The organism is Phenylobacterium sp., from assembly GCF_024508875.1.
Taxonomy (GTDB): domain Bacteria; phylum Pseudomonadota; class Alphaproteobacteria; order Caulobacterales; family Caulobacteraceae; genus Phenylobacterium.
In genome coordinates this window covers 1-26,226 of record NZ_JANINU010000230.1, presented here as the reverse complement: position 1 = coordinate 26,226, position 26,226 = coordinate 1, and the positions used below count along the sequence as shown (strand labels likewise).

The following is a 26,226-nucleotide window of genomic DNA, read 5'->3' as shown; positions in this document are numbered from 1 at the left end:
CGTTCCCGAGCGTGGCGCTGGTCGGCTACACCAACGCCGGCAAGTCGACGCTCTTTAACCGGCTGACCCAGGCCGAGGTCCTGGCGCAGGACATGCTGTTCGCTACCCTGGACCCGACGTTGCGGTCGCTGAAGCTGCCCGACGGCCGCCCGGCGATCCTCAGCGATACGGTGGGCTTCATCTCCGACCTGCCGCATGAACTGGTGGAGGCGTTCCGCGCCACCCTGGAGGAGGTGCGGGAGGCCGACGTGGTCCTGCACGTGCGCGATATCTCCAGCGAGGAGACGCAGGCCCAGGCCGAGGACGTGCGCGCGGTGCTGGGCCGCCTGGGCGTCGACATGGACGAGCGCCGGATTCTCGAGGTCTGGAACAAGGCCGACCTGCTGCCGGCGGAAGGGCGGGCCGAGGCGATCAGCGACGCTCGCCGGGCCAGCCCACCGGCGGTCGTTGTGTCCGCGGTGACCGGCGAGGGCTGCGACGAGCTGCTGGCGGCGGTGGCCGGGCTGGTGGACGAAGCCCCGCCGGTCGAGGTCCGCACGCCGGCCGGGGAGGGCGCCGCCATCGCCTGGCTCTATCGCCACGGCCGGGTGATCGAACGCGAGGACCTGGAGGACGGCACGGTGCGCTTTTCCGTCAGCCTCACCGCCAAGGCGCTGGGCCAACTCGAGCAGATGTTCCCGCAGGCTCAGGTCGCGGCCGGCTGAACTTCGAGGACGATAATGCGAGACCCCGCGACGGCCGGATACACCCTGAACCAGACGATGCTGCGGATCCGCGATCCGCAGGCTTCGATCCGCTTCTATTGCGACGTGCTGGGCTTCACCCTGCTGCATAGGCTCGACTTCGCCGAGGCGAAGTTCTCGCTCTACTTCCTGGCCCTGCTCCGGGACGGCGAGACCGTGCCCGAGGACGCGGCCGAGCGCCTTCGCTTCGTCTTCTCCCGCGAAACGACCCTGGAGCTGACCCACAACTGGGGGACCGAAACCGATCCTGACTTCGCCGGCTACCACAACGGCAACGCCGAGCCGCGCGGGTTCGGGCACCTCGGGATCAGCGTCCCCGATGTGGCGGTGGCCTGCGCCCGCTTCGAAACTTTCAGCGTCGAGTTCGTGAAGCGTCCGGACGACGGCCGCATGAAGGGCATCGCCTTCATCAAGGACCCCGACGGCTACTGGATCGAGATCCTCTCGCCGAACGGCATGACGACCCTACTGACGCCCGGCGGCTAACCCGCCCGCCCGGCGGCCTTCGCCTCGTCCCAGAGGGCATCCATCTCTGCCAGGTCGGACTGGTCCGGCGTCTTGCCACGCTCGGCCAGGCGGCGTTCGACGTACTGGAATCGGCGGACGAACTTCGCGTTGGTCGAGCGCACCGCGTCTTCGGGGTCGACGTCCAGGGTGCGGGCCAGGTTCGCCACGACGAACAGGACGTCGCCAAGTTCGTCGCGGACCTTGTCGAGGTCGCCGGCCTCGATCTCGGCCAGCATCTCGCCGACCTCCTCGTGCAGCTTCACCACCACGTCCTGCACGGTGGGCCAGACGAAGCCGACGCCAGCGGCGCGCTTGGAGAGCTTCACGGCGCGGGTCAGCCCCGGGAGGCCCACCGGTACATCGTCGAGCAGGCTCTCGACCTTGCCCTGACCGTTCGCGGCCTTCTCGGCCCGCTCCTGCGCCTTGAGCTGGTCCCAACCGGCCTTCTGGGCGTCGAGGTCGGCGTAGCTCTCGTTACCGAAGACGTGCGGATGGCGGCGCACCATCTTGTCGTTGATGGCCCGGGCCACGTCCTCGAACGCGAAGGCGCCTTGCTCCTCGGCCATTCGCGAATGGAAAACCACCTGCAACAGCAGGTCGCCCAGTTCGTCCTTGAGATCCGCCAGATCGCCGCGCTGGATCGCGTCGGCCACCTCATAGGCCTCCTCCACGGTGTAGGGCGCGATGGTGGCGAAGGTCTGCTCCAGGTCCCAAGGGCAGCCGTCGGAGGGGTCCCGCAGCCGCGCCATGATCTCCAGCAGCCGGTCTATGGGCCGCAGGTCGGCAGATGGGGCAGGGCGGGTCATTTCGGGGCTCGGAAAGCGAACGGCGCGCGGCGATCAGACCGCGCGCCGTTCCATGGCGCAAGCTGTGTCGGGCAGATCAGCGCTGGGCCAGTTCCTCGCCGCGGGCGAGCTTTCGGGCCAGCCGATCGAAAGCCCACTCAGCGTCACTCCAGACCCACTGGGCGTGGGCCTGGCGGATGTCGGTCTCGTACCAGTCGAACTTCACCGGCGTCTCCGTCCCGTCGGCGCGGACGACCTTGCCCTCGACCGCCGCGCCGCCGATCCCGAAGCTCTCGAACGAGAGGCCGGGCGTGTCGCCGAGTTGCTTGAACGTGGGACGGTTTGGCTTCACGTCGGTGAGCGTCAGCTCGATCCGTGCGCCGTCGTAGGCGGGCTTCTTCTCGAGGCCCTTCTCGACCGAGCGCTTGAGGTCGGCGGTCAGCAGTTCCGCTTCGCGCTGGCCGTAGGTCTTGTCGAACGTCTTCTGGAGCTCGGGCGAGACGGCGACGGTGACCGAGGCGGGGGCGGCGACGGCGCTCGCGGCGCTGGCGAGCAGGGCCGCGACGGTGAGGGTGACGGTGACGAGGCGCATAGCGATCCACCAACAGTAATTACTGTACAAAGATAGGATTGCGCGGCGCCCGGCGCAAGTCCGCTCGCGAGAACGTCATGACTCGCCTCTCAGGCGAATCCGCTTAGCTTCCATGGCATGAGCCGGCGGTCGCGATTCGGATGCCGGCGAGGGGGCTCCGCATGAGCGACCTAGTCTCTTCCCGTCTTCCTGCCATCGCGGTCCGGGCGTCGAATCCATCGCGCCCTCTGCCGACCGGCGTCGGCCTTGCGATTGGAGCCGCGATCTCCCTGGGCCTCTGGGGCGCGATCATCGCCGCACTGGTCCGCGCGTGGCGATAGGGCCCGCTTAGCCCGAGGCGCTATTTCAGGCGGTAGGTCACGGGGGCGACCGCCCGTACGCGCCTGAACACCTGGGAGCTCTCGTCGCCGACATCGTCACGGCCCAGGGTCTCGAACGAGCCTTGGGTCGCGGACGCGATGCCCGCGAGGTGCGCGCCGGAGTCGGCGGCGAACTGCTCGGCGCCGGTGCGCCAAGTGCAGCCAGCGAGCGTCGGAGGGGCGATGGCCGGACATGGGGCTCTGAAGGGGCGAGGCGCAGGAGAGTAGAACCCCTCGCCGCCGAACCATCATTTGACTGCGGCGAAGGCGGCCAGTGAGATCCTTATGGTTCCCTTACACCAGGGTGCGGCCTTCGGAATGGAGCGCTTACGCCCCCGCTTGCTAGTCCCCGGGCTCATTCGACCTGAAGCGGGAGCGGGCCATTGCTCGACATCGTCTACATCGCGCTGGGCCTCGGCGCCTTCGCGCTCTTCGGGCTCTTCGCAGCGGCGCTGAGGCGGCTGTGATGCTTGAGATGCTCATCTGGGGCGCGGGCGCCCTCGTCATCGGCGGCTACATGCTGGTCGCCCTCCTGCGGCCGGACCGCTTCTGACCGCCACGGACGGACACATCCCATGAACTGGCAAGGCTGGGCGGAAATCGCCCTCACTCTCGCTCTCGCCGTCGGCCTCGGCTGGCCGCTCGGCATCTACATGTCGCGCGTCTGGAACGGCGACAGGACCTGGCTCGACCCGGTGCTGAAGCCCGTCGAGAAGGTCTTCTACGGCGCGTGCGGGATCCACCCCAACAAGAACCAGGGCTGGCTCGGCTACGCGGCCGCGCTGCTGGCCTTCAACGCCGTCGGCTTCGCGCTGGTCTATGCGGTGCTGCGCCTGCAGGGCGTCCTGCCGCTGAACCCGCAGGGCTTCGGCCCGCTGTCCGAGCACTTGGCGTTCAACACCGCCGTCAGCTTCGTGACCAACACCAACTGGCAGTCCTATGGCGGCGAGACCACCGTGTCGACGCTGAGCCAGATGCTGGTCTTGACCGTGCAGAACTTCCTTTCCGCCGCCACCGGCGCGGCGGTCGCGGCGGCGCTCGCAAGGGGCTTCATCGCCAACCGCGGCGAGGGCATCGGCAACTTCTGGGCCGACGTGACGCGCACGACGCTCTGGGTGCTGCTGCCGCTGTCGATCCTGGTCGCCGTGGTGTTCGTGGCGCTCGGCGTCCCGCAGACGCTCTCGGCCTCGGTCATGGCCACGACGTTGGAAGGCGGCGAGCAGAAGATCTCGCTCTTCGCCACCGCCAGCCAGCTCGCCATCAAGCAGCTCGGCATCAATGGCGGCGGCATCTTCAACGTCAATTCCGCCCACCCGTTCGAGGGCCCGAATCCCGCCGCCAACTTCATCGCCTGCGTGTCGATCAACGTGCTGGGCTGGGCGGCCTTCTTCGCCTTCGGCCGCTCGGCGCTGGCACGCAAGGACGTCCGCGCCCTCGTGGCGGCCGCCGCCATCATCCTGTCGGCGGGCGCCGCGGCGATCTACTGGACCGAGACCCAACCGGCTCCGGCGCTGGTCGCGGCCGGTGTCGACGCCTCAGTGAACATGGAGGGCAAGGAGGTCCGCTTCGGCGCGCCCTCTTCGGCGGTCTGGGCCGCGGTCACGACCGGCGCTTCCAACGGCTCCGTCAACTCGATGCACGCCAGCTACATGCCCCTGGGCGGCGCCGTGCAGATGTTCTTCATGCAACTGGGCGAGATCCTTCCCGGCGGCATCGGCACCGGTCTGGCCTCCATGGTGGTCATGGCGATCCTCGCGGTCTTCGTGGCCGGGCTGATGGTTGGCCGGACGCCGGAGTTCATGGGCAAGAAGATCGAGGCGCGCGAGGTGAAACTCGCCATGCTGGTCGTGCTCGTGCTGCCGCTCTCGATGCTCGGGTTCTCGGCCATCGCCGCGGCGTTGCCCGAGGCGCTGAAAGGCCTGCTCAACCCCGGCCCGCACGGCCTCTCCGAGATCCTCTACGCCTACACTTCCGCCACGGCGAACAATGGTTCGGCCTTCGCGGGCCTGACGGCGAATGCGCCCTGGTGGGACACCACCCTCGGCTTCGCCATGCTGCTGGGCCGCTTCCCGGGCATCGTCGCGGTGCTCGCCATCGCCGGCGCCCTGGCCGCCAAGCCCAAGCTCGCGCCAACCGCCGGCACCTTGCCGACCGACAGCGGCCAGTTCGTGGGTCTCCTGATCGGGGTGATCCTGATCCTAGGCGGCCTGCAGTTCTTCCCGGCGCTCGCCCTGGGACCGATCGTCGAACACTTCCAGCTGCCGGCCGCGCTCGCCGCCGCCCGCTGAGCCTCAGGAAATCCCTGTCATGACATCCGCCCATCTTCCGCTCGGCGACAATCGTCGCAAGGCCTCCACCCTGGCCACGAGCCTCGGCCCCGCGATCCTCGGCCGCGCCCTGCGCGATAGCTTCACCAAGCTCGATCCGCGCAAGCTCACCGGCAATCCGGTGATCTTCGCGACCTGGATCGTGGCGCTGCTGGCTTCGGTCTCGACCGCGCTCGAGGTCGCCCGCGCCGGCAACTGGGCCTTCGCGCTGCAGATGGCGATCTGGCTGTGGGCCACCGTGCTCTTCGCCAACTTTGCCGAGAGCATCGCCGAGGGCCGCGGCAAGGCCGCCGCCGACAGCCTGCGCGCCACCCGCGTGACGACGAAGGCCAAGCTAATCGTGGATCCGAAAACCGGGACGGTGGTCCCCACCCCGGCCCACGAACTGGCCGCCGGCGAAGTGGTCCTGGTCGAGGCGGGCGACGTGATCCCCGCCGACGGCGAGATCATCGAGGGCGTGGCCTCGGTCAACGAGGCCGCCATCACCGGCGAGTCTGCGCCAGTGATCCGCGAGAGCGGCGGCGACCGCTCGGCCGTCACCGGCGGCACGACCGTGGTGTCCGACTGGCTCAAGGTGCGGATCACCTCAGAACCGGGGAACTCCTTCCTCGACCGGATGATCGCCATGGTCGAGGGCGCCGACCGCCGCAAGACGCCGAACGAGATCGCCCTGGCGGTGCTACTGGCTGGCCTGACTCTGATCTTCCTGATCGCGGTCGTGACGCTCCTGGGCCTAGGCAAGTACTCCGGCGTCGCCTTGCCGCCGCTGGTGCTGGGCGCGCTGTTCATCACGCTGATCCCGACCACCATCGGGGGCCTGCTCTCGGCCGTCGGGATCGCCGGCATGGACCGCCTGCTGAAGGTCAATGTGCTCGCCACCTCCGGACGGGCCGTGGAGGCCGCTGGCGACGTCGATACCCTGCTGCTCGACAAGACCGGCACCATCACGTTCGGCAACCGCATGGCGACCGACGTGATCCCGGCCCCCGGCGTGCGCCCCGAACGGGCGCTGGAGGCGGCGTTGATGGCCTCGCTGGGCGACGAGACGCCGGAGGGGCGCTCGATTGTCGAACTGGCCCGCAACCAAGGGTTGGTCGTCGAGGCCCCCGCGGGGGCCGAGATCATCGCCTTCTCGGCCACGACGCGCCAGTCCGGCCTGAGCGCCGGCGGCAAGTCGTGGCGCAAGGGCGCGGTGGACGCGGTCATGAAGTCGATCGGCCTGTCTGCAGGCGAGGCGCCGAGCGAGGTGAACGCCGCCGTCGACCGTATCGCGCGCTCGGGCGGCACGCCGCTCGCGGTCAGCGAGGACGGTGTCCTGGTGGGCGTTATCCATCTGAAGGACGTGGTGAAGCCCGGCGTGAAGGAACGCTTCGCGGACCTGCGCCGCATGGGCCTGCGCACCGTGATGATCACGGGCGACAACCCGGTCACCGCCGCGGCGATCGCCTCGGAGTCCGGGGTCGACGACTTCCTCGCGGAGGCCACGCCCGAGGACAAGCTGCGGCTGATCCGCACCGAGCAGGCCAAGGGACGGCTGGTTGCCATGTGCGGCGACGGCGCCAACGACGCCCCCGCCCTGGCGCAATCGGACGTGGGTGTCGCCATGCAGACCGGCGCCCAGGCCGCCCGCGAGGCCGGCAACATGGTCGATCTCGACAGCGACCCGACGAAGGTCATCGAGATCGTCGAGGTTGGGAAGCAGATGCTCATCACCCGAGGCGCGCTGACGACCTTCTCGATCGCCAACGACGTGGCCAAGTACTTCGCCATCATCCCGGCGATGTTCGTGGTCTCGCTGCCGGCCCTGGGTGCGCTCAACATCATGCGGCTCACGAGCCCGCAGAGCGCCATCCTGTCGGCTGTGATCTTCAACGCCCTGATCATCGTGGCGCTGATCCCGCTCGCCCTGCGCGGGGTCCGTTACCAGGCGATCGGCGCGGGCCGACTGCTGTCGCGTAACCTGCTGATCTACGGGCTCGGCGGCCTGATCGCGCCGTTCGTCGGGATCAAGATCGTCGACCTGATCATCTCGTCCGTGGGGCTCGCATGATCGACGCCCAGCTGGTTCGCGCCGCGGCCGTCAGCCTCGGCCTGATCCTGTTCCTCATTCTGGTCGCCCTCGCCAGTTCGCGACTGGAACCGGCGGCGGGCGCATCCCCTCGAAGCGCGTCCGCCGCCGCCTCCTGAACCCCGGAAGACCAACGACATGAAGAAGCCCTCTCTCAACCACATCGGCCTCGACGTCCGCTACTGGGACACCGGAATGGACAAGTTCGGCGACATCTCCAAGGCCCGCATCGTGGCTGGCCTCAAAGTGACCTGGTAGGAGACTGCATATGCTCGCGCTCGTTCGTCCCGCGCTGGCCTCCATGGGACTGTTTACGGTCCTCCTGGGGCTGGCCTATCCGCTGGCCATCACTGGCGTGGCTCAGGGGGCGTTTCCCCATCAGGCCAACGGCAGCGTCATCCGGGTTGGCGGGAAGGTGGTCGGCTCGGAACTCATCGGCCAGTCCTTCGCCCAACCGCAGTATCTGCACAGCCGCCCGTCCGCGGCCGGCAGCAACGGCTACGACGCGTCGGCCTCGTCCGGTTCGAACCTCGGCCCGCTCAACGCGGATCTCGCCAAGCGGATCGGGGAGGGCGCCGCGGCGATCCGCCAGGAAGACGACGTCACCGTCGTCCCAGCCGACGCAGTCACCACGTCCGGCTCCGGCCTGGACCCACACATATCGCCGGAGAACGCCAAGATGCAGGTCGCCCGCATCGCCGCCGCTCGCCGCGTTTCCGCGGCGCAGGTGAAGGCGGTCGTCGATCGTCACGTCGAGGATCGCACCCTCGGCATCCTCGGCCAGCCGCGGGTCAATGTGCTGGAGACCAACCTGGCCCTCGACGCGGCCTTCCCCAAGGGACGACCTCCCGCCCGATGACCCCTGAAGAGCCCCGCAGGCCCGATCCCGACGCCTTGCTCGCGGCCACCCGCGCAGGGCAGGGGAGGCTCAAGGTGTTCCTCGGCATGTCGCCGGGGGTGGGCAAGACCTACGAGATGCTGCGCGCCGCCCGCCGCCGAAAAGCGGAGGGCGGCGACGTCGTGGTTGGGGTCGTGGAGACGCACGGCCGCAAGGAGACCCAATCCCTGCTGCGCGGCCTGGACGTTATGCCGCGCAAGCCCATCGAGTACCGCGGCCGCGCCCTGATGGAGTTCGACCTCGACGCGGCGCTCGCGCGCAAGCCCGAACTCCTGCTGGTCGACGAATACGCCCACTCCAACGCGCCCGGTTCGCGCCATCCCAAGCGTTGGCAGGACGTCGAAGAACTGCTCGCCGCGGGGATCGACGTCTGGACGACCCTCAACGTCCAGCACCTGGAAAGCCTGTTGGAAGTGGTCTGGAAGATCACCGGCGTGCGCCAGCGTGAGACCGTTCCCGACTCCGCGCTCAGCCGCGCCGATGAGATCGAGCTCATCGACATCACGCCGTCCGAGCTGCGCGAGCGGATGGCCGAGGGCAAGGTCTATATGAAGGATACGGCCCGCGTCGCGGCGGACCGCTTCTTCAAGGTCGAGAACCTGACGGCGCTGCGCGAACTGGCCCTTCGGCGCGCCGCCCAGACGGTGGACGACCAGCTCATCGGCGCCATGAAACGGGCCGGCGTCGAGGGACCTTGGGCCGCCGGCGAGCGGATCCTGGTGCTGGTCGGGCCGGACCCGATGGCGAGCGCGCTAGTACGCGCCGGGCGACGCCTATCGGACATGATGATGGACGCGCCATGGACGGTGGCCAACGTCGAGCGTCCGAATGCCACGGCCCCGAGCGCCGGGGACGCCCAGCGCCTGCGCGACGCCATGAAGCTCGCCACCCAACTCGGTGGCCAGACCGTCACGCTGACCGGCGACGACCTCGTGGCGAGCGTCATCGACTTCGCGCGGCGCAACAACGTGACCCAGATCGTCGTCGGGCGGCGCGAGCGGCGCGGACTGCGGCTGCGGCGCGACCTCATCGGCGCCCTCTTGCAGGAAGCGGGCGGCGCGGCGCTGCACGTGATCACCGAATCCGCCGAGACTCCCGCCCCAGAACTCCGGACGCGGCCGTCGCTCCGCGACCTGCCGTGGCGCGGGCACCTGGGCGCGTTCGGGACCGTCGCCGTCGCCGCGAGCGTCGCTTGGCTCATCGACCAGTACGTCGAGAGCGCGAACCTCGCGATGGTCTTCATGCTGAGTGTGCTGGTGTCTGGGATCGCCTTCGGCCTCTGGCCGGCGGTCCTGGCCGCCGGCGCCTCCGCGGTCGCCTACAACTTCTTCTTCCTGGAGCCGAAGCTCACCATGCGGATCGGCCACCCGGCCGATGTGCTGACATTCGCGGTGTTCTTCGCAGTGGCCCTCACGACAGGCTGGCTGACGGGCCGCGTCCGCGACCAGGCGCGATCGACCTCACGCCGGGCCTCGGCCATCGCCGCGGTGCTGGCCGCGACCCGCCGCCTGTCCGGCTCTACCGGCGCGGAGGAAGCGGCGAGGGCGCTGGCGGAGCAGTTGGCGGCGGCGACCGGCGCCAGGGCGATCGTGCTGGGGCCCTACGACGGTGACCTGAAGATCATGGCCGCCACGCCGGCGCTGACGACGCTTCCGCCCGGAGACATGGCCGCGGCGCGCTGGTGCTGGGAAAAGGGTGAGGCCACCGGGCATGGCACCGGCACCATGCCGATGGCCGCCTGGACCTTCCGGCCGCTGCAGGGGGTGAAGACGCGCTCCGGGGTGGTGGGCGTCGAGCCATCCGCGATCGCCACCGAGGAAGGCGAACGGTTCGTGAGTGCGCTGCTGGACCAGGGGGCGGTGGCCCTGGAGCGGGCCGAATTCGCGACGGTGGCCGCAGGCGCGGAAGCGCTGCGCCGGACGGATCAACTGCGCTCGGCGCTCCTCAACTCCGTCAGCCACGATCTGCGCACGCCGCTTTCGACGGTGCTGGGCGCCGCCACGACGGTCATCGACTACGGCGACTCCATCTCCAAGGAGGTCCGCGACGACCTGATGATCTCGATCCGCGAGGAGGCCGAGCGGCTGAACCGCTATGTCGGCAATCTCTTGGACGTGACGCGCCTGGAGGGCGGCGGGCTGAATATCCGCAACGACTGGGTCGACGTGCGCGACGTCCTAGTGGCGGCGGCGGAGCGTGTGTCGCGCCGCCTGGGCAAGCGGCATATCCAGCGCGATTTCCCGAACGAGCTGGCGCTGGTCAGGCTCGACCCCAATCTGCTGGAGCAGGCGGTCGTCAACATCCTCGAGAACGCCATCGCCTACAGCCCTGACGACACGGCGATCGAACTCGCCGCCTACGAGGATCGCAACAACATCGTCATCAGCATCGAGGACGAAGGCAAGGGCATTCCGACGGCGGAGCTGGCTCGTGTCTTCGAAAAGTTCCACCGCATGCAGGAACCCAGCGACCGCAACGAGCGCGGAAAGGGGGTCGGCCTGGGCCTGTCGATCTCCAAGGGCTTCATCGAGGCGATGGGGGGGCGCATCGCCGCCGCCAGTCCAATCCATGGGGACCGGGGCACCCGCGTCCTGATCAGCCTGCCGAAAGCGCCGCGCGCGCCCGAAAGTCCCGCATGAGCCGCTACCCGAAAATCCTGGTTATCGACGACGAGCCGCAGATCCATCGGTTTCTCCGCGCGGCCCTGGAGGCGGCGGGCTTCGAACCGCTTCGCGCGGAGACCGGCGCGGAGGGCCTTCGCGAGATCGCCCGCGCCGCGCCCGCCGCGGTGGTGCTCGACCTCGGCCTGCCCGACATGGACGGCAAGTCGGTGCTGACACGGGCCCGGGAGTTCTACCAGGACCCGATCATCATCCTGTCCGCCCGCGACCGGGAGACGGAGAAGATCGAGGCCCTCGACCTGGGGGCCAACGACTATGTGGAAAAGCCGTTCGGCGTCGGCGAGCTCCTGGCGCGCCTGCGCGCCGCCTTGCGGCAGCGCTCCCACGCAGCGAAGCCGCCGCCGCCGATCATCCGCGCGTCGGGCCTGGTGATCGACTTCCCGCGCCGGCTGGTGACGCGCGCGAACCAGCCTGTGCACCTGTCGCCGAAGGAGTACGATCTCCTGGCCAAGCTCGCGCAGAATGCGGGCAAGGTGATGCAGCACCGCGAACTGCTGCTGTCGGTGTGGGGACCGGCGCACGTCGAGGACACCCAGTACCTGCGTGTGTTCATCGGCCAGCTCCGGCAGAAGATCGAGCCGGACCCTTCGCAACCCCGGCTGATCGTCACCGAGCCGGGCGTCGGCTACCGCTTCATGGCCGACGAAGCGGAGCCGTGAGGCTGGCGACCATCGCAGACCGGGGAGGGGGCTTCCGCTCGCTGCGCGACGCGTGGGCCGACACCACCACACCCAACGCCCATTGACGCTGACCGTCCTTGGCGGCCCGGCCGAATTCGAGCGAGAGCTGATCCGCTCGAGGACGTCCAAAGGCAGAGCTCGCGCGGGGTGCGATTGGGGCGCAGACCAACCCTCTCGCCGGAGGAGATGTGCGGCCAGAACTTCCGTCGCCGCGTCGTCAAGCTCCGCCCTGACACGCACTGATGGAGCCTCGCCTTACCCTCCAACCGCCAAGGACCGCGCGTGTGGAAAGCCGACTAGCGTGCGCCCTTCGCCTTGATGGCTCGGCACTGGAAGTGCGTGGGCGGCGCCTTTCCACGCAGGGAAACTCGCGATCGCAGCGGAGGGTTGATGGCGCTAAAAGTTCATGGTTTGTTCTTGACGCAAGCTGAGCTTTGTGAGATGCTGTCCTTGCTGCCGGTGGCGCGCTCGTCGGGCGCTAGGTGGCATTCTAAGTGGGAAAGGCGAAGCGAATGGCTCGACATCGGCCAGCGCGCGGCGGCGTGCTCGAAACGATGGCGGACTTTTATGACCGTCGCACGCGCGAGGTCGCGAAGCTCGGCCGTGAGGCGGAGGCGGCGGCGCACAAGGCCTACGGTGATGCTCTGAGGTCGGGAACGGACTTGGTTCTTCGCACCCAGGAAGAGGTCAATCGGTTCGGAGCGAAGCTACTGAGCGATCCTAAGCCGATCGTCAGGCGATCGGCCCAACCGGGCCCGCCACCGCGCCCCGCAGGCAGCGGTCAGGCGCCGCGCGCCAAGGTGGATCTGAATCGCAATCCCGTGGTGAGGGCTGTTGCCGGAGACGTCGCGCAGGGGATCGGCAATGCCGTGGGCGTTGCGAGGGGCGGCGTCCATGCGGTGGAAGGGCTCGCCGAAGGCGCGGTCTTCCTCCAGCGCCTGACAAATCCATTGGACACGTTGATGAGCCTGCCCGGCCAATCGGCGGCTCAACAATTGGTCGGAGCCGCTTCGCGGGGCGTCGACTATGTGCGCAGGGGCGTTGCGGATCCGCAGATCGTCGTCCGCGATGTCCGCGACAAGGCGCACCAGATGCGCGTGGATCTGGATCCGACGGCGACTCCTGCCGCGCCGACGGTGAGCGAGGAGGTTCGGCGTCGGCTAGACATCGGCATGAACCAGGGCGAACTCGCCTTCGACGTGGGATCGTTCGCAGTCGGCGGTCCGCTCGCCAAGAGCGTGAAGGGCCTCGGCGCGGTCTCGAAGGCCTCCACGGCGGAGAAGTACCTGGCCCAGGGGTTCACGCCTGCGCGTGCGGCCCATTTGGCCGAGCCCTATCCAGAGCACGGCATGGGACATCACTTCGCCGCGCGACGAATGGGCCTCCCGCGGAGCTTCAGCGAAAGCGTCTTCAATCGGCTCAAACCGGAGGGCATCACCCGAGGAGACATGTACGAGCTTCACTATGCGGTCGATCCCAAGTTCCATGGCGCCGGTTTTCCGGCGAGGGTGGGCGGCGGCAGATGGAGTGGCGCTGATCTCGGCCTGCAGGAGTACGGTTTGGCTGGTCGGCTCTGGCACGGTAGTCCGGCGCCGCTAAAGGCGCGCGTGGGAGGGCTGGCGGGCGGCGTCGGCGCGGCTGCGCACGGGATGGCTGACGAGGAGGACTCCTGGTGAGCGTCAGGCCGGAAGCCGAGTTCCGGACCGATCTTCCTCTCGACGGGGTCGAAGATGAAACAGACTTCGTGGAGTTCCCAGGACGGAACGTTACCGAGGTGATCGGGACGATGCTCGCATCTCTCGGTTACGATGTGTCGCCCCCAATCCATGCCGGCGAGCACGGCTGGGAGCTCGATGTTCGCGCGAATGGTCGACGCTTCTGGCTCCAGATCACTCGTATGGATGAGCGGGACTGCAACCTGATCACGAAGGACATGACTTGGCGGATCTGGCGCCTGCAGCCCAGCTTCGAAGAGTTTCTGACCCAGCTGGACAAGGCGCTGCGGGAGGATGGGCGTTTCCGCGAGATCCGTTGGTTTCGAGACTGGAGGGACACGTCCCGATCGCCACATCCCGTCCAGGCGCCATGAAGGTGAGGCTGGTGTCGCTGACTCCAAATGGTCCGACCGGATCCCGAGGGAGGCCCGACTCCAAAACGATCTGATGACTCCAACAATGGGCCAAGCTTATCGCAAACTGCCCGACGAGATTTTCATTCGAATATTGAGTCACGAGCTCGCTGGCGATAGCGCCAGCGTGATGATGGTCTGGGCTCCGACGCTAGCCACCCGCGTCTTCGAGCCATACCCAACTCGGGCTGAAGGCACCGACCGGCGTAGGTATCGCTCGTTGTTCAAATATGTCACGCCGAATGAAAATCCCGCTGCGATTCACAATGAGAGGCTTGGAAAGGACAGCTGGGTTCGCGAAGAAAGTGCGTCCTTTCAACATCGAATAGACGTCCCCGCAGATTGGGCACGTCTTTACTTGTCCATCGCTTGAGAGAAGAGGTGGTGCGAGAGGGCTGTGGAGCGATCTCCAAGCCTCGATCTTGTTCTCACCTCTGAATACCGCTCCAGTGAAGACCTCCGCTACCTCGTCGACCAGATCCTCGACGAGCGAGAGCCAACGTCGAGTGACCAACCGAGCGCCAAAGTTGCAAGTCCACGTGAACTCAAGCTTGGCTTTCGGCTCCTTCGCCAAGCGTATGTCGATGCTCGCTCGCCTCGCATCGATGTGGATGCCGCCGTCGGGCGCTCGGCATGCCCACTCCGGCCACGCGATCGGCTGTCCAAGGAACTCGGCGCTAGGGTAAGCTCTCCGATCGAGCGGCGCACAATCGGACGTTCGAGGGGCAAACCAAGCCCAAGCTGCCTCTGAGCGCCGCCCCTCAAACATCCAACTCTCCGCCTACGGACCACGCCGAGTCCTCTCGGCCATGCGTGCCAACTCTCGGTCAAGATACATAGACGCGTTCGTGCCTTTCGCCTTGTCGAAGTCGCGCGTGACACGTTGAAGGATACTGAGGGCCTCGCTGTACCGATCTGGGTTGGCCTCGAAGTAGGCGACCCAGTCTGCTCGAGCCCCTCCCTTGCCGCCGGTGTTCGGAAAGCCACCTGCTTTCTTGAAGGCCGACCTCAGCATGCTGTGAAACTCCACGTGTAGGGTCTCACGCAGCGGGGCCAGTTCCTGCAGGTACCTGCCTCCCATGTGAAGGGGCACAGGATGGTGCTTCTGCAGAGCCTCCCAGATAGCGTCGTCAATCGCTTTCAGGAGGGGTGTGCCCACCTTGGCGCTGCCGGCCTCCATCCAGCCCCCCGGATGGAAGAGCGGCGCGATTTCCGCATAGGCGGCAGTCATCTGCATCGCGACTTTGCCCGCGTCGTGGTCGTAGTATCCGACGGTGTTACCTTCCGGACTGGTGATCCGCGCGGGTCCTCCGAACATATAGGAGAAGAACGAAGGCTTCGGCGGCATAGCCGGCGTTCGATAGGTCCGGGCGTTGTGCTGAACCCCTGCCTTGCCCGGTTTGAGTGGGCCGTCCTGCGCTTGAGTGCCTTGCGTGCGGGGCTGGCTGACGGATGTAGCAAGGGGGTTCGAAGCTCTCTGGGCGCTTGCTGACAGTTCCGGAGGATCAGCAAGGGGCGCTCCTCGCGGTCCACTTGAGGCGACGGGTACGCCCCGTATCGGCGATTTCCAGCCTAGTGGATGTGCCGGCGCCCACGCGATCCTGGCCGCCCGCCCGTCGACCCCCGAGGCTTCCTCAGCAACAGGCCGACCGTCGCGACCCGCATACGGAGCCGCAACCCCTTGCCAGCGGCTTGTCCGTGCGGGAACCCAATTGAGCCCGAGATCGCCCTGGCCCGCGACCGGGTCTACTTGAATGCCGAATCCGGGATCCGGATTCCGCTCCGGGCGCGGCTGGGCGAAACCGGGATCGGGATTTGCCTCCGGTGCATGAAGCGTGAAGCCTGGATCCGGATTACGCCGCCGGAGCCCGCCAAAGAAGTCATTGTACCGACGTGCCGCGAGCGTCTGTCGTTCCTGTTCAATCTCTTCTGGCGTGCGCAGATACCATCGCCTGAGCGCGTCGCCGCCGAGGCGTGCGGGATCCATCTGGCCGTCGGCCATGCTCATCTCCATTAAGCATGCTTACGGCGCGGCAGGCGAGGTCGCCGACGCGCAGTAGCTTGTTCTGGGGGAATTCGGAGCAGGCCCGTTGGTGGGGCGGGGTTACCCTCCCGCACGACCTACACCGTGACAGAACCATCGCAAATTTGCGCGCAGATGTCAAGAACAAAAGCAGAACCCAACGGGGCGCCAGTCCGATATGCCCCGCCGCGGTGCGGCTCGTTCTCGTTCCCCCCTGCTCGTTGTAGAACGTGTCCCTTTATTCAAGAATTGTGAGACGATTGGCGTGACCAGTGAATCCAGGGGGTTGTCTGTCTCAGAAGTTAGTCTCAGAATTTCGCGTGCAATACGGCTACGCCAGAGTGTCGACCGACGGCCAGAGCGTCAGCGCTCAAGTGGCCGAACTGAAGGCGGCCGGCTGTGAGCGGGTGTTCAGCGAGACGGCTTCCGGCGCCAAGACCGATCGCACCCACCTCCGGCGAGCGATCCAGGCCCTCGAGAATGGCGACGTCCTCGTCGTCACGCGTCTCGACCGACTGGCCCGTTCGACGCGGGATCTCCTGAACACGCTGGCGACCATCGCAGATCGGGGAGGGGGCTTCCGCTCGCTGCGCGACGCGTGGGCCGACACCACCACGCCCCACGGCCGATTGATGCTGACCGTCCTTGGCGGCCTGGCCGAATTCGAGCGAGAGCTGATCCGCTCGAGGACGTCCGAAGGCAGAGCTCGCGCGAAGGAGCGCGGGGTGCGATTGGGGCGCAGACCTATCCTCTCGACGGAGCAAAGGCGCTTCGTGGCCGCGGAGCGCGCGAAAGGGGAAAGCGTCCGGCACCTGGCGCGAATACTCGGAGTGAGCAAAGCCACGGTAGCGCGCATCCCTCCGCTTGGTGACCGGGTTGACTCATCAGAGACCTTCGGAAGGTCCGTTGAAGGCGGCTCCGCTCAATTCAGGCTCAGGTCCCGGCCTTCGCGATAGCCTCGGGCGCCGGGTCGTCGAGCCAGAACCCGCGCTCCTCGACCTCGTAGTCGCGGTAGACCTCGGTTCGCCTGCCGATCTTCACCCGCGCGAACCACGCGATGTCGACGCCGGGTTCGGCCGCCAACGACCGCAGGTCAGACGATCGCACAGTGGTCAGCGCGCCCAGCGGGTTGACGAGGGCGATGGGATGCACCGGCTCCCAGTCGACGTACCAGTGCGTCCAGCGCGAGAACAGGCCGCGGTCGTCGATCAGATCGACCGTCGTGCCGCCGGTTTGAACAGTGACGGGACGGCCAAAGAGATAGGGCGAGGCGACGCGGATGTTGGAGGCCACGTCGATATGCAGACGGCCCATATCGCGTGGGGTGAGGTCTTGGATCAGCTCGAGCGGTTCGTCGAGAGCGAAGGGCTCGCGCCGAGCATCCTGCGCGACGGGCCCATCCAGCCCGCCACGGCCGTGGGCGACCAGATCACGCAGTTCCTCCGGATTCGGGCGCGGCCCTTCGCCCTCCGTGGGATCAGGGCCAGGCGCACGTCGATATCGATGAAGCGGTCGTCCTGGAGGTCGATGACCCGAACGGCGACGGGCTCTTGCTCGGCCTCGAGGTCCATCTTCGCAAGTAAGCCTCGTACGCCCACCGCGATATCCCCATCGTCATCGGGGTAGACGTCCATGGCCCATGCGGGCCGCGCGATCGGTTCGATATCTGCGAGGTCGCGGTTAAACACCAGGGCCGCGCCGGCGCGGTCTTCGGCGATCCGCGACGGGAGTCCCCATCTGGAGACTGCAAACGCCAGGGTCCGCAGGTAAGCCGAGAGGTAGATGTCGCGCTGTGACTGATCGAACTGTCCCTTCCGCTCTCGATCGTACCCCGAGAAGAACTGCGGATACTCCGGCGCCGGTCGCTCGTGCTGGCTTTGAAGCCACTCCCATTCGTGTCGCCAACGCTCAAGGAACGGTGCTCCCGTCGCCCTCTGCAGGTCCGACAGGATCATTGTGAACAAGGGTGCGACCGCCCAGGTCCGGTATCGGTCGAACCAGCGCTTCTGCAAGGCGCTGATCGGGGCCGGCCCGTCCGGGGCGAAGGCCCACTGCTTCGAGGCGTCGAGTTCCACGCCGGGATAGAGCCGGGCGAACAGCGTCGCGGAGAGCACCGACGGTGCCCCAACAGCCTCGGCGAGCGCCGACGGTGTGAAATGCGCGCCGAGCTTGAAGGCCTCAATCAGGTTCAGTCCGAGCACCGCCTCACTCTCGAGCGGGCGCGCCGCGATCCAGGCAAGCAGGTCGCTCGCGACCGTAGCGTCTCCAGCCCGGATCAGGGTGGCGACACTCCGCGCTGCCTCCCACCGCACGCGCGGCGCAGGAAAGAGAAGGCGCGCGAACAGGATCGTGCGGATCGCGCTCATCTGGCCCACGCTGGCGTCGTGATCGGCTGGGCGGTCAGCTCGGCGGCGAAGACCTGTGACATGGCGAGCGTGAAGTCCGTGGCCAGACTTGCCTGGCCGACCTCGACGAGGAACGTGACGAGCCGAGAATGCCCGAAGACGATGGATTCATCGCGCCCGCGCGGGCCGATCGCGGAATGGGCGGTCTCTCGGATGAAGTCGCGCCACTTGTCGGGGTAGACCTGCGCGACTTTCCGCATGCGCGCCTCGTTGGTCTCAGCGCTGGTGTAAAAGCGCTGCCAACCGTACTGCGCGACATGGGCGCGGACGAGCCAACGCCAGGCCAGGGTCCGGCCCTCGACCTGCAGCGACACCTCGAAGGCGGCGTCGAGCGTCTCGTCGAGCCACGAGCGGAGCTTCCTCGTCTGATAGTGTTGCTCCAGATCGGCTAGGGCGTCCAAGGCGCGACCCTGGCCGTGCCAATAGCGCAACCAGTCGCCCGCCAGGCCGCGCTGGCGCGTGTAGTCCCGCACGCCGCCCACAGCCTTCAGAAACGCGGCTAGATCGCCGGGCATGAAGGCCGACGGGTCGGGAAGCCGACCCGGATCTGCACTGGATACATCTGGTCGCGGATCGCCACGCCGCCGGCCAGCATGGCCGGCATGGAGAAGTCTCCAGAGGGATAGAGACGGCGATAGGTCGCCATCAGGGGGTCCCAGATCCGCTTGTCGAACACGTCGCCGCGGAAGCCGTTCTCCTGCATCCAGCGCATCGCCACATGGAAGGGCCGCTGGTGCAGCTTCAGGTCCTTCGAGATCAGCTCGGGGTCGGCGGCCAGGATAAAGGCCTCTTCGATCGCTTTCATGGCGGGGCGCGAGTCTCAGGATCGTTCGGTCACAGGAAGTCGAGCGGTTCGGCGGACAGCGGATGTCCGCTCGCGGCGGGCGGCGGCTCCAGACGCTGTAGGCAAAGTACGAATGCTACGAAAGCCAGATCGCGTCGAAGGGGTCCCGCGCCGTTCGCGGCCGGGTCCTCCCGCGACGTGGCCCGTGGTCCAGGTGGGCTGGGCGATGGGCGCAGTATGGTGGCCTGGCGCGCGCATCCTATCTTTGGCGTTCGCGTGCCCCAATTAACCCTCGGAGTGTCCGTGAAACCCGTCTCGTCCGCGCGCTTCCGGCTTTACGGGCTCGGCAGCCATCGCCCCGCCGGCTTGCGCGGCGCGCCGTGGGGTATTTGGGAGAACGACGCCGAAGACCGGCTGGCCATGGTCACGCAGACGAGCGGCGGCGAGGCCACCAGAGCGGGCCACCACCCCACGCCTCCAGCGCATGCTCATCCAGCAACTGCGTGCCCTTGGCGTCCGAATGCTGATCATTGATGAGCTACAGCGCCTGAGCAAGCTTGGACCTTATGAGCAGGCGATCATCATGGACGCTCTGCGGTACATCTCAAACCAGCTGCATATCTCGATCGCCGGCTTCGGTTCCAACGAGGCGAAGGGTCTGATCGAAGGCGACCTCCACCTCAAGGAGCGCTTCGAGGTGGTTGCGCTTCCTGGCTGGACCCGGAAGGACCGTTGGCCTCTTGAGGTCGTCTTCCAGCGCCTGGCTTACATGCCGCTTCGCAAGCCGACCGATGTAAACCGCGAACTGATGGAGATGCTTGAACGACACTCAGGACGAAACCTAGGTCGACTGCTCTCGTTGCTCGAGCGCTCTGCAGTCGCTGCCGTCGACAAGGAGGAGTGTCTATCGGCCGATCTGGTGGAGGCGGTGGCGGTGCGGCGCCGGCGCGCGGAAGTTGGTTAGGGGGTCGTCCGGCACGCCGGCGATTAGGCTCGCCAGGCTCGCTCCTGAACGGTCCGCTGACGAAGCGCTCTCATCATGGCTGGTCAGGACGGCAGATGCGCATTTCCTCACGCTGGCCGAGTTGGAGGCGGAGCTTGGCTGCCGACTGTCGGCCGCCGACCGAGGGGATGCGCTCAGTCTTGAACCCATAGCGGCGGCCATGGATCTGCCGGTGTCAGCGCTGTTGGCGACCATCTCGCCGGACCTGCTCACGCACCCCTTCCCGCCAGGGCCTGCGCCTCCGGACGCGTGGGGGGTGTGCCCCCTCTGCCTGGCTCAAGATGTGGAGGAGGCGGCTCCACCGTATGTCCGGGCGAGTTGGACCCATCCGCTAGCGACGCACTGCGAAATTCACATGCGCCCGCTGATCTCTCATGCCGCGTAGTCGATCAGGGTGGCGGACGAGGAGGTGATCTTCGATCGTAACCCGGAGCGCCCCGCAAGTTGGGACGCCCTCGGAGAGCGTCCATTCGACAACCCCGCAATGGTCGCGCGTGTCGCAAGCGGGCTCCGACAGCGAAAGAAGGGCCAGCCGGAGTTGCTCAAACTCCGCTTCGCAATCCGCGACATCGTCGATGGGCTCGGCACGCTCACCCGCGGCGTCCACCCCAGGGCGCTGATGAACCAGTTCGAAGAACCTCTCTTCGGACGGCGATCTCTCATCGGCGCACTCAGGCTGCCGGTCGGCTGGATGGCGGAAATGGACGCTACGACCAGGCTGCTCTACGTGCGCGTCGCCATGTTCGTCCTGGCGGAACCGCCTGATCCGTCGAGCGTCAACGTGGGCCCAATGGGCTCAGGCTGGCTTCGGGACCTCTACGCCCATTCGCGGCTGCGGGGATGGGAAGGTCGGTTCAAGCACGCCGTTCGGGATCCGCTGCTGCTGTTCGCGACCCAGCTTCCGCGAGAAGCCGTCCTGACGTTGGACGAGCGCTCGTTGGCGTGGCCAGCGGATTTGCGCCGGCGCTGGACGTATGCTGCAGCGGCTGGCGCGATCGGCGGCTACGTCTCTTAGCGTTGAGCGGCGGATCGAGTGCGAGGTTTGGAGTCAGAATCGCGCCTGATCGGCGAACGAGAGGGGAACTTCCGGAAAATCGGCGGGAGTCTCGCAATATTGAGTCAACGACAATGGGGAAAGCGTCCGGCACTTGGCGCGAATACTCGGAGTGAGCAAAGCCACGGTGATGGAACATCCGCCGGAAGAGGGCTCAGTCGCAGCATTTGGAGTCAGGGACATCGAGGCGCAGGCGGAGACAGGCCCACAATTTGCGCCTAATGAAGATTATCGGAAATATGAGGCGAGCTATCGAGATAGGCCCACGCCGCCCACCACCTGGGTCTCGAAGTTGTCCCCGAACCCGGCGATCAACGGACGCGCCTTGTCGATGACCGCCTGGACGGCCGGAAGCTTCAGTGAAGCCTTGTGACTCTCGGCGCTGTCCCAGACTTCGGTGATCCAGATCGCGTCGGCGCTCGCGCCGTCCTTGGCCACCACGTAGCTCAGGCAGCCCGGCATCTCGCCGGTCTCGGCCAGCATCAAGCGGATCAGTTCGTCGCGCTGGCCTGGCTTGGCCAGCATCTTCCCGATCAGTCCGTACATCTCGGCTCCTTTGGCGGTCGCGGCCGATCCGACGAGCGCCGCAGCCGCCGCGCCGGCCAGCACGGTGCGCCGCTCAAACACCCGGCAGCTCCAGTTGGCCGGCGGCCACGCGCGCCAGCGTCTCGACGAAGAATGCGGGCTCCAGGGCCTTCACGCGCTCCTCCAGGCTCTCCGCCGTGTCTCCGGGCTGCAGCGGAACGCTGAGGCGGGCCAGTTCCGGACCGTGGTCGTATTCCTCGTCCACAGCATGGATCACGATGGCGCTCTCGGGCACACCGGCGGCGATCACCGCCTGATGCACGCGAGCGCCGTACATACCTTCGCCGCCGAACTGAGGCAGCGATCCAGGATGGATGTTGATGATGCGCCCCGCGTAGCGCCCGAGCGTCTTCGGCCCCAGACGCCGCAGATATCCGGACATCACGATCAGTTCGACACCGGCCTCGGCCATAGCGTCAGCCAGCGCCGCGTCGGCGGCGTCCGGATCGCCAACCGTCGGGATCGCGCGCACCGGGACGCCGCGGGCCTCCGCCCAGGCGAAGGCCGGCGCCGACTTCCTGTTGCTCACGAGCAGCCGCGGCTCGGCAGCGAGGCGTCCGGCTTCAATCGCTGTCACGATCGCCTCGGCGCTGGAGCCGTTTCCGGATGCTAAAAACCCTAGTCTAAGCGGCCGTGAAATCACGTGTTTTCCGCCTTCAATTCATGTTCGAACGTCAGGCCGTCGTAGGCCGGCTCGACGCTCGGCGGCAGCTCCTTCAGGAGCTGCTGATAGTCCAGGTCGATGTGCATGTTGGTCAGGATCGCCCGCCGTGGCTTGGCCCGTTCGATCCATTCCAGCGCCAGATCCAGGTGTGCGTGTGTTGGATGAGGCCGCCGGCGTAGCGCGTCGACGATCCAGACGTCCAGGCCTTGCAGCGCCTCGAACGCGGCGTCGTCCAGATCGACGACATCCGAAGAATAGGCAACTCCGCCAAAGCGATAGCCGACCGACCTCACACCACCGTGGTCCTGGTCGAAGGTCACGACCGGGATCGCGCCCGACGGCCCATCCACCTGCCAGGCCACGCCGTGCGCCGGGATCGCCTTGCGATCACAGATCGCGGGGTAGCCGCCCTCACCTTCGAAGATGTAGCCGAAGCGCCGGTTCATCGTGGCGTCGGTGGCCGCGTCCATCCAGCACGGGATGCGCGCCTGCTGGCGCAGGTAGAACGCCCGTACGTCGTCCAGGCCATGCACCTGGTCGGCGTGGTCGTGGGTCAGCAGCACGGCGTCGCAGCGCTTCACCCCGGCCTTGGCGGTCTGGATGCGCAGCTCGGGCGAGGCGTCGATCAGCGCCGTGGTCTCGGCCCCCTCCCCCTTGCGCTTCACGAGCAGAGAGCAGCGCATGCGGAAGTTCTTAGGCTCCGCGGGGTCGCAGACGCCCCAGTCGCCATCGGCCCTCGGGACGCCGCCCGACGAGCCGCAGCCCAGGATCGTCACCTCGAGCTTGGCGGTCATGGCCGCGGAATCCGGTCGAACAGGCCAAAGAAGGCGTCGGTCGTCCGTCGGTCGGCCTCGTCTAGCGACCAGCCGCGGATCTCGGCCAGCTTGGCGACGACGTGCGGGATGTAGGCCGGCTCGTTGCGGCGCCCTCGGTGTGGGACGGGCGCCAGGTAGGGGCAGTCGGTCTCGACGATGATCCGGTCGGCCGGCATGTCGCGGATCACCTCGCGGACGTCCTCGGCGGCCTTGAAGGTCGCGATCCCCGACACCGAGAACCAGGCGCCCAGCGCCGCCGCCCGCCGCGCCAGCTCGGCGCCCGACGTATAGCAGTGCATCAGCAGGCGAAACGGCCCCGCCGCGTATTCCTCCTCCAGGATCGCGCCCATGACGTCGTCGGCTTCGCGCGTGTGGACCACCAGCGGCAGCCCGGTTTCCCGCGCGGCGGCCACGTGGGCGCGAAACACCTTCGCCTGGATGTCGCGTGGGCTGAGGTCGTAGTGGAAATCGAGGCCGCACTCCCCGATGCCGACCACGCGTGGGTCGGCGGCGATCTTCACCAGCGTCGCCGGCGACAGATCCGGGTCCTCCTTGGCCTCGTGCGGGTGCGTGCCGATGGTGCACCAGATGTCCGGCTGGTTGGCCAGGGCCCGGACCTTCGGCCAGTTGGAGACCTTGTCCGAGATGTTGACCATCAGCCGCACGCCGGCCTCGCGGGCGCGAGCGATCACGGCCTCGCGGTCCTCGTCGAACTGGGGCGCGTGCAGGTTGACGTGGCTGTCGATCAGCATGGGCGGCTTCAGGCCTGGGCGGCCCGGCGGAGCTCCGTCAGCGCGGTGAACAGGGCGTCGGCGCGATCGAGGTTCAGGCCCTCGACCTCGCGCGGCAGGCGCTGCAGCGTCTCCCACGCCTCCGCCCACGGATCAAGCCGGCCGATCCCCTGCCCGGCGCGGTCGGTGGCCAGTCGGTGCACCCGGTCGGCCAGGCGGTCGAACAGCAGGTTGAACTGCGTCGGCCCTTCTCCACCTCGGAACTTCTCGGCGATGGAGAGCGCGCGGGTCTCGTCGATGCGCGGCAGCTCCGAAAGCAGGTCACGCGCTGCGTCGTCCATGGCGAGCGCCCCCGAGGCGGCCAGCGACAGCGCTTGGCCGGGCGCGCCGTCGGCCATGGTCGCCAGCCGCAGGGCTTCCTCGGCGTTCACGTCGGCGCGGGCGCTCACGAAGTCCGCGGTCGCCTCGATCCCCAGGGGCTTGAACGCCAGCCGCCGGCACCGCGAGCGGATGGTCGGCAACAGGCGCCCGGGCGAGTGAGAGACCATGAGCAGGACACCCCGCGGCGGCGGCTCTTCCAGGGTTTTCAGGATGGCGTTGGCGGCGTTGACGTTCAGGTCGTCGGCTGCGTCGATGATCGCCACGCGGTGCGGCGCGCTGGCGGGCGACTTGGAGAAGAACTCGGCCAGCTTCCGGGCGTCGTCCACCGGGATCACCTTGCGCGGCTTGCCGTCCGGCCCCTCGCGCTCCAGCACCATCAGGTCGGGGTGGCTCCGGGCGCTGACCTGGCGGCTGACCGGATGCTCGACATCCGCGCCCAGGATACCGTTGTGGCGGTCGGGCGCGGCGCCCAGGAGGCGGCGGGCCGCGCGGTAGGCGAAGGTCGCCTTCCCCACGCCCTCTGGGCCGGTCAGCAGCCATGCATGGTGCAGCCGCCCGCGAGCCCGCGCCGCCTCGAACGCCTCTTCGGCGGCCTCCTGCCCCTGGAGCAGGTGGACGTCGCGCGGGTGCGGGACCTCGAGGTCAGCCATGGGCCGCCAACCTGGCTTGGATCGCCGACCATATCGCCTCTTCAACGCCGTCCATGCTGGCCGTCGCATCGACGACCGCACAGCGCCCAGGCTCGGCGGCCGCGATGGCCTTAAACCCGGCGCGCAGGCGTTCGTGGAACGCCATGCCCTTGGACTCGAAGCGCATCTCGGCGCCCGCGCGGGCATGGGCGCGCTGGAGCCCGACCTCCGGAGGCAGGTCGAAGACGAGGGTCAGGTCCGGCCTCGTGGCCTCCAGGATGTGGGTTTCCAGCGCGGCGATGAAGGCGGGATCGACCCCGCCCGCTGCGCCCTGGTAGGCCCGGGTGGAGTCGGCGAAACGGTCGCAGATCACCCAGGCGCCGCGTTCCAGCGCCGGGCGGATGACGCGTTCGATGTGGTCGCGCCGGGCCGCGTACATCAGCAGCGTCTCGGTCATCGGGCTCCAGCGGTCGGCGTCACCCTTCAGCACGATGTCGCGGATGCTTTCGGCGCCGGTTGAGCCGCCGGGTTCGCGCGTGGTCACGACCTCGTGGCCGTGGGCGCGCAGGCGCGCGGCGAGGCGCTGCACCTGGGTGGACTTCCCAGCGCCCTCTCCGCCTTCGAAGGTGATGAACCGACCGCGCGTCACGCGGCCAAATTGGCGCGTTCGCGGCCTTTGTCTAGAAGCTGCTGACCACTCGGGCTTCGGCGAAGCCGAACTCGGCCACCCGGTCGCGCAGGGCGTAGGCGGCGGCCTCGTCGCCGGGCGAGGGCAGCACCACGCGGTAGAGCGTCAGGCCGTCGCGCTGCAGCGGCTCGATCACCGCAGGCCCGGCGGCGGCGAGCTGCGTCACCGCGCGCTGGGCGTTGGCCTGGCTGGCGAACGCTCCGGCTTGGACGCGCAGTCCGGCCGCGGGCGCCGTCGCAGCCCTCGCCAGGACCGGGCCCTGGCCGGCGATCGGCGCGGACGAGATGGCCGAGCCGGTGAGCGGGGGCAGCGACGAGACCGCGATGTCATCGTCGGCAGGCCGCGAGATCGCGCTCATGGCCCGGGGCGGCGCCGTGCCGGCGGCCAATTCCATGACGTCGTCGGACGATCCCGAAGTCACAGCGCCGGACGCCGCCAGCGGCGCCAATGCGGGCGGCAGGTGCGTCGCCAGGGGCTTGGCCTGGGCGTAGCGAAGCCCGTCGGCCGGTCCCAGCAGCGGCGCCGGGCCGATGTAGCGCACGCGGACGTTCGCCAGGCCCGCCCGGTCGTAGCCGAGCTGGCGCGCCGCCTCGCGACTCAGGTCGATGATCCGGTTGTCGACGAACGGGCCGCGGTCGTTCACGCGCACGACCAGCTTCTTGCCGTTGTCGAGATTGGTCACCTCGACCATCGACG

At 67.8% G+C, this 26,226-nt stretch carries 29 protein-coding genes; 15 read left to right on the top strand and 14 right to left on the bottom strand.

Features of this window, described 5'->3' with window-relative positions:
* A partial coding sequence (locus tag Q0L11_RS16570) for a GTPase (RefSeq protein WP_296598688.1) occupies positions 1–704 on the top strand: 704 nt, incomplete at its 5' end.
* A gap of 15 nt (positions 705–719) precedes the next feature.
* Positions 720–1,229, top strand: a complete 510-nt coding sequence (gene gloA, locus Q0L11_RS16565; RefSeq protein WP_296598687.1) for a lactoylglutathione lyase — start codon at positions 720–722, stop codon at positions 1,227–1,229.
* Here the strand turns inward: gloA and mazG are convergent.
* Positions 1,226–2,056 (bottom strand): nucleoside triphosphate pyrophosphohydrolase, encoded by an 831-nt coding sequence (gene mazG / locus Q0L11_RS16560; protein ID WP_296598686.1) that lies wholly within the window; start codon positions 2,054–2,056, stop codon positions 1,226–1,228. The genes gloA and mazG overlap by 4 nt on opposite strands.
* A gap of 76 nt (positions 2,057–2,132) precedes the next feature.
* Positions 2,133–2,627, bottom strand: coding sequence for a hypothetical protein (locus tag Q0L11_RS16555; protein ID WP_296598684.1), 495 nt, complete (start codon positions 2,625–2,627; stop codon positions 2,133–2,135).
* An 822-nt stretch (positions 2,628–3,449) separates the two neighbouring features.
* Between Q0L11_RS16555 and Q0L11_RS16550 the strand changes: the two genes are divergently transcribed.
* The 9 genes from Q0L11_RS16550 (at position 3,450) to Q0L11_RS16510 (ending at position 13,729) form a co-directional block, all read left to right on the top strand.
* The gene (locus tag Q0L11_RS16550) at positions 3,450–3,539 is read left to right on the top strand and encodes a potassium-transporting ATPase subunit F (RefSeq protein WP_296598683.1); all 90 of its coding nucleotides are present in this window, start codon (positions 3,450–3,452) and stop codon (positions 3,537–3,539) included.
* 22 nt (positions 3,540–3,561) lie between these two features.
* A complete protein-coding gene (kdpA, locus tag Q0L11_RS16545; RefSeq protein WP_296598681.1) occupies positions 3,562–5,274 on the top strand; it encodes a potassium-transporting ATPase subunit KdpA in 1,713 nt (570 codons plus the stop codon).
* Between the two features lie 19 nt (positions 5,275–5,293).
* Entirely contained in the window at positions 5,294–7,363 is a 2,070-nt protein-coding gene (gene kdpB / locus Q0L11_RS16540; RefSeq protein WP_296598680.1) for a potassium-transporting ATPase subunit KdpB, read from the top strand.
* Complete coding sequence (locus tag Q0L11_RS16535) at positions 7,360–7,500, top strand: hypothetical protein (RefSeq protein WP_296598679.1); 141 nt, start codon at positions 7,360–7,362, stop codon at positions 7,498–7,500. The genes kdpB and Q0L11_RS16535 overlap by 4 nt, the downstream gene beginning before the upstream one ends.
* Before the next feature lie 149 nt (positions 7,501–7,649).
* Complete coding sequence (gene kdpC / locus Q0L11_RS16530; RefSeq protein ID WP_296598678.1) at positions 7,650–8,240, top strand: potassium-transporting ATPase subunit KdpC; 591 nt, start codon at positions 7,650–7,652, stop codon at positions 8,238–8,240.
* On the top strand, positions 8,237–10,918 hold the full coding sequence (locus Q0L11_RS16525; protein WP_296598676.1) for a sensor histidine kinase KdpD: 2,682 nt from the start codon (positions 8,237–8,239) through the stop codon (positions 10,916–10,918). The genes kdpC and Q0L11_RS16525 overlap by 4 nt, the downstream gene beginning before the upstream one ends.
* On the top strand, positions 10,915–11,619 hold the full coding sequence (locus Q0L11_RS16520) for a winged helix-turn-helix domain-containing protein (protein WP_296598675.1): 705 nt from the start codon (positions 10,915–10,917) through the stop codon (positions 11,617–11,619). Before Q0L11_RS16525 ends, Q0L11_RS16520 begins: the two co-directional genes overlap by 4 nt.
* A 533-nt stretch (positions 11,620–12,152) precedes the next feature.
* Positions 12,153–13,316, top strand: a complete 1,164-nt coding sequence (locus tag Q0L11_RS16515; protein WP_296598673.1) for a hypothetical protein — start codon at positions 12,153–12,155, stop codon at positions 13,314–13,316.
* Positions 13,313–13,729: a hypothetical protein gene (locus Q0L11_RS16510; RefSeq protein WP_296598672.1), complete on the top strand. Its 417-nt coding sequence runs from the start codon at positions 13,313–13,315 to the stop codon at positions 13,727–13,729. Before Q0L11_RS16515 ends, Q0L11_RS16510 begins: the two co-directional genes overlap by 4 nt.
* Before the next feature lie 820 nt (positions 13,730–14,549).
* Here Q0L11_RS16510 and Q0L11_RS16505 read toward each other — a convergent pair.
* On the bottom strand, positions 14,550–15,770 hold the full coding sequence (locus Q0L11_RS16505; protein ID WP_296598670.1) for a hypothetical protein: 1,221 nt from the start codon (positions 15,768–15,770) through the stop codon (positions 14,550–14,552).
* 341 nt (positions 15,771–16,111) lie between these two features.
* Here Q0L11_RS16505 and Q0L11_RS16500 point away from each other — a divergent pair, with 341 nt between their 5' ends.
* Positions 16,112–16,747: a recombinase family protein gene (locus Q0L11_RS16500; protein WP_296598669.1), complete on the top strand. Its 636-nt coding sequence runs from the start codon at positions 16,112–16,114 to the stop codon at positions 16,745–16,747.
* Here Q0L11_RS16500 and Q0L11_RS16495 read toward each other — a convergent pair.
* Genes Q0L11_RS16495 through Q0L11_RS16480 form a run of 4 tightly spaced genes read right to left on the bottom strand, consistent with a single transcriptional unit; the run spans position 16,725 to position 19,001 of the window.
* Positions 16,725–17,105 (bottom strand): hypothetical protein, encoded by a 381-nt coding sequence (locus tag Q0L11_RS16495; protein ID WP_296598667.1) that lies wholly within the window; start codon positions 17,103–17,105, stop codon positions 16,725–16,727. The two genes, Q0L11_RS16500 and Q0L11_RS16495, sit on opposite strands and share 23 nt — an antisense overlap.
* A gap of 23 nt (positions 17,106–17,128) precedes the next feature.
* Positions 17,129–18,157, bottom strand: coding sequence for a hypothetical protein (locus Q0L11_RS16490; protein ID WP_296598665.1), 1,029 nt, complete (start codon positions 18,155–18,157; stop codon positions 17,129–17,131).
* Positions 18,154–18,669, bottom strand: coding sequence for a hypothetical protein (locus Q0L11_RS16485; protein ID WP_296598663.1), 516 nt, complete (start codon positions 18,667–18,669; stop codon positions 18,154–18,156). The genes Q0L11_RS16490 and Q0L11_RS16485 overlap by 4 nt, the downstream gene beginning before the upstream one ends.
* Positions 18,670–18,695: 26 nt before the next feature.
* A complete protein-coding gene (locus Q0L11_RS16480) occupies positions 18,696–19,001 on the bottom strand; it encodes a hypothetical protein (protein ID WP_296598662.1) in 306 nt (101 codons plus the stop codon).
* 331 nt (positions 19,002–19,332) lie between these two features.
* Between Q0L11_RS16480 and Q0L11_RS16475 the strand changes: the two genes are divergently transcribed.
* The 3 genes from Q0L11_RS16475 to Q0L11_RS16470 are packed head-to-tail and all read left to right on the top strand — an operon-like array spanning position 19,333 to position 20,998.
* Positions 19,333–19,944, top strand: coding sequence for a TniB family NTP-binding protein (locus Q0L11_RS16475; RefSeq protein ID WP_296598689.1), 612 nt, complete (start codon positions 19,333–19,335; stop codon positions 19,942–19,944).
* Entirely contained in the window at positions 19,937–20,368 is a 432-nt protein-coding gene (locus Q0L11_RS24695; RefSeq protein ID WP_367183446.1) for a TniQ family protein, read from the top strand. The genes Q0L11_RS16475 and Q0L11_RS24695 overlap by 8 nt, the downstream gene beginning before the upstream one ends.
* 9 nt (positions 20,369–20,377) lie before the next feature.
* Positions 20,378–20,998, top strand: coding sequence for a hypothetical protein (locus Q0L11_RS16470; RefSeq protein ID WP_296598660.1), 621 nt, complete (start codon positions 20,378–20,380; stop codon positions 20,996–20,998).
* 288 nt (positions 20,999–21,286) lie between these two features.
* Here the strand turns inward: Q0L11_RS16470 and Q0L11_RS16465 are convergent, their stop codons facing one another.
* The 7 genes from Q0L11_RS16465 to Q0L11_RS16435 form a co-directional block, all read right to left on the bottom strand.
* A complete protein-coding gene (locus Q0L11_RS16465; protein WP_296598659.1) occupies positions 21,287–21,664 on the bottom strand; it encodes a putative quinol monooxygenase in 378 nt (125 codons plus the stop codon).
* Positions 21,657–22,265: a phosphoribosylglycinamide formyltransferase gene (locus Q0L11_RS16460; RefSeq protein WP_296598658.1), complete on the bottom strand. Its 609-nt coding sequence runs from the start codon at positions 22,263–22,265 to the stop codon at positions 21,657–21,659. The genes Q0L11_RS16465 and Q0L11_RS16460 overlap by 8 nt, the downstream gene beginning before the upstream one ends.
* Complete coding sequence (locus Q0L11_RS16455) at positions 22,262–23,080, bottom strand: MBL fold metallo-hydrolase (RefSeq protein ID WP_296598657.1); 819 nt, start codon at positions 23,078–23,080, stop codon at positions 22,262–22,264. Before Q0L11_RS16455 ends, Q0L11_RS16460 begins: the two co-directional genes overlap by 4 nt.
* A complete protein-coding gene (locus Q0L11_RS16450; protein WP_296598656.1) occupies positions 23,077–23,853 on the bottom strand; it encodes a TatD family hydrolase in 777 nt (258 codons plus the stop codon). The genes Q0L11_RS16455 and Q0L11_RS16450 overlap by 4 nt, the downstream gene beginning before the upstream one ends.
* An 8-nt stretch (positions 23,854–23,861) precedes the next feature.
* On the bottom strand, positions 23,862–24,863 hold the full coding sequence (locus Q0L11_RS16445) for a DNA polymerase III subunit delta' (protein WP_296598654.1): 1,002 nt from the start codon (positions 24,861–24,863) through the stop codon (positions 23,862–23,864).
* On the bottom strand, positions 24,856–25,491 hold the full coding sequence (tmk, locus tag Q0L11_RS16440; protein WP_296598652.1) for a dTMP kinase: 636 nt from the start codon (positions 25,489–25,491) through the stop codon (positions 24,856–24,858). Before tmk ends, Q0L11_RS16445 begins: the two co-directional genes overlap by 8 nt.
* Positions 25,492–25,522: 31 nt before the next feature.
* Positions 25,523–26,226 (bottom strand): RlpA-like double-psi beta-barrel domain-containing protein (locus Q0L11_RS16435; RefSeq protein WP_296598651.1); only part of this gene is annotated, 704 nt, incomplete at its 5' end.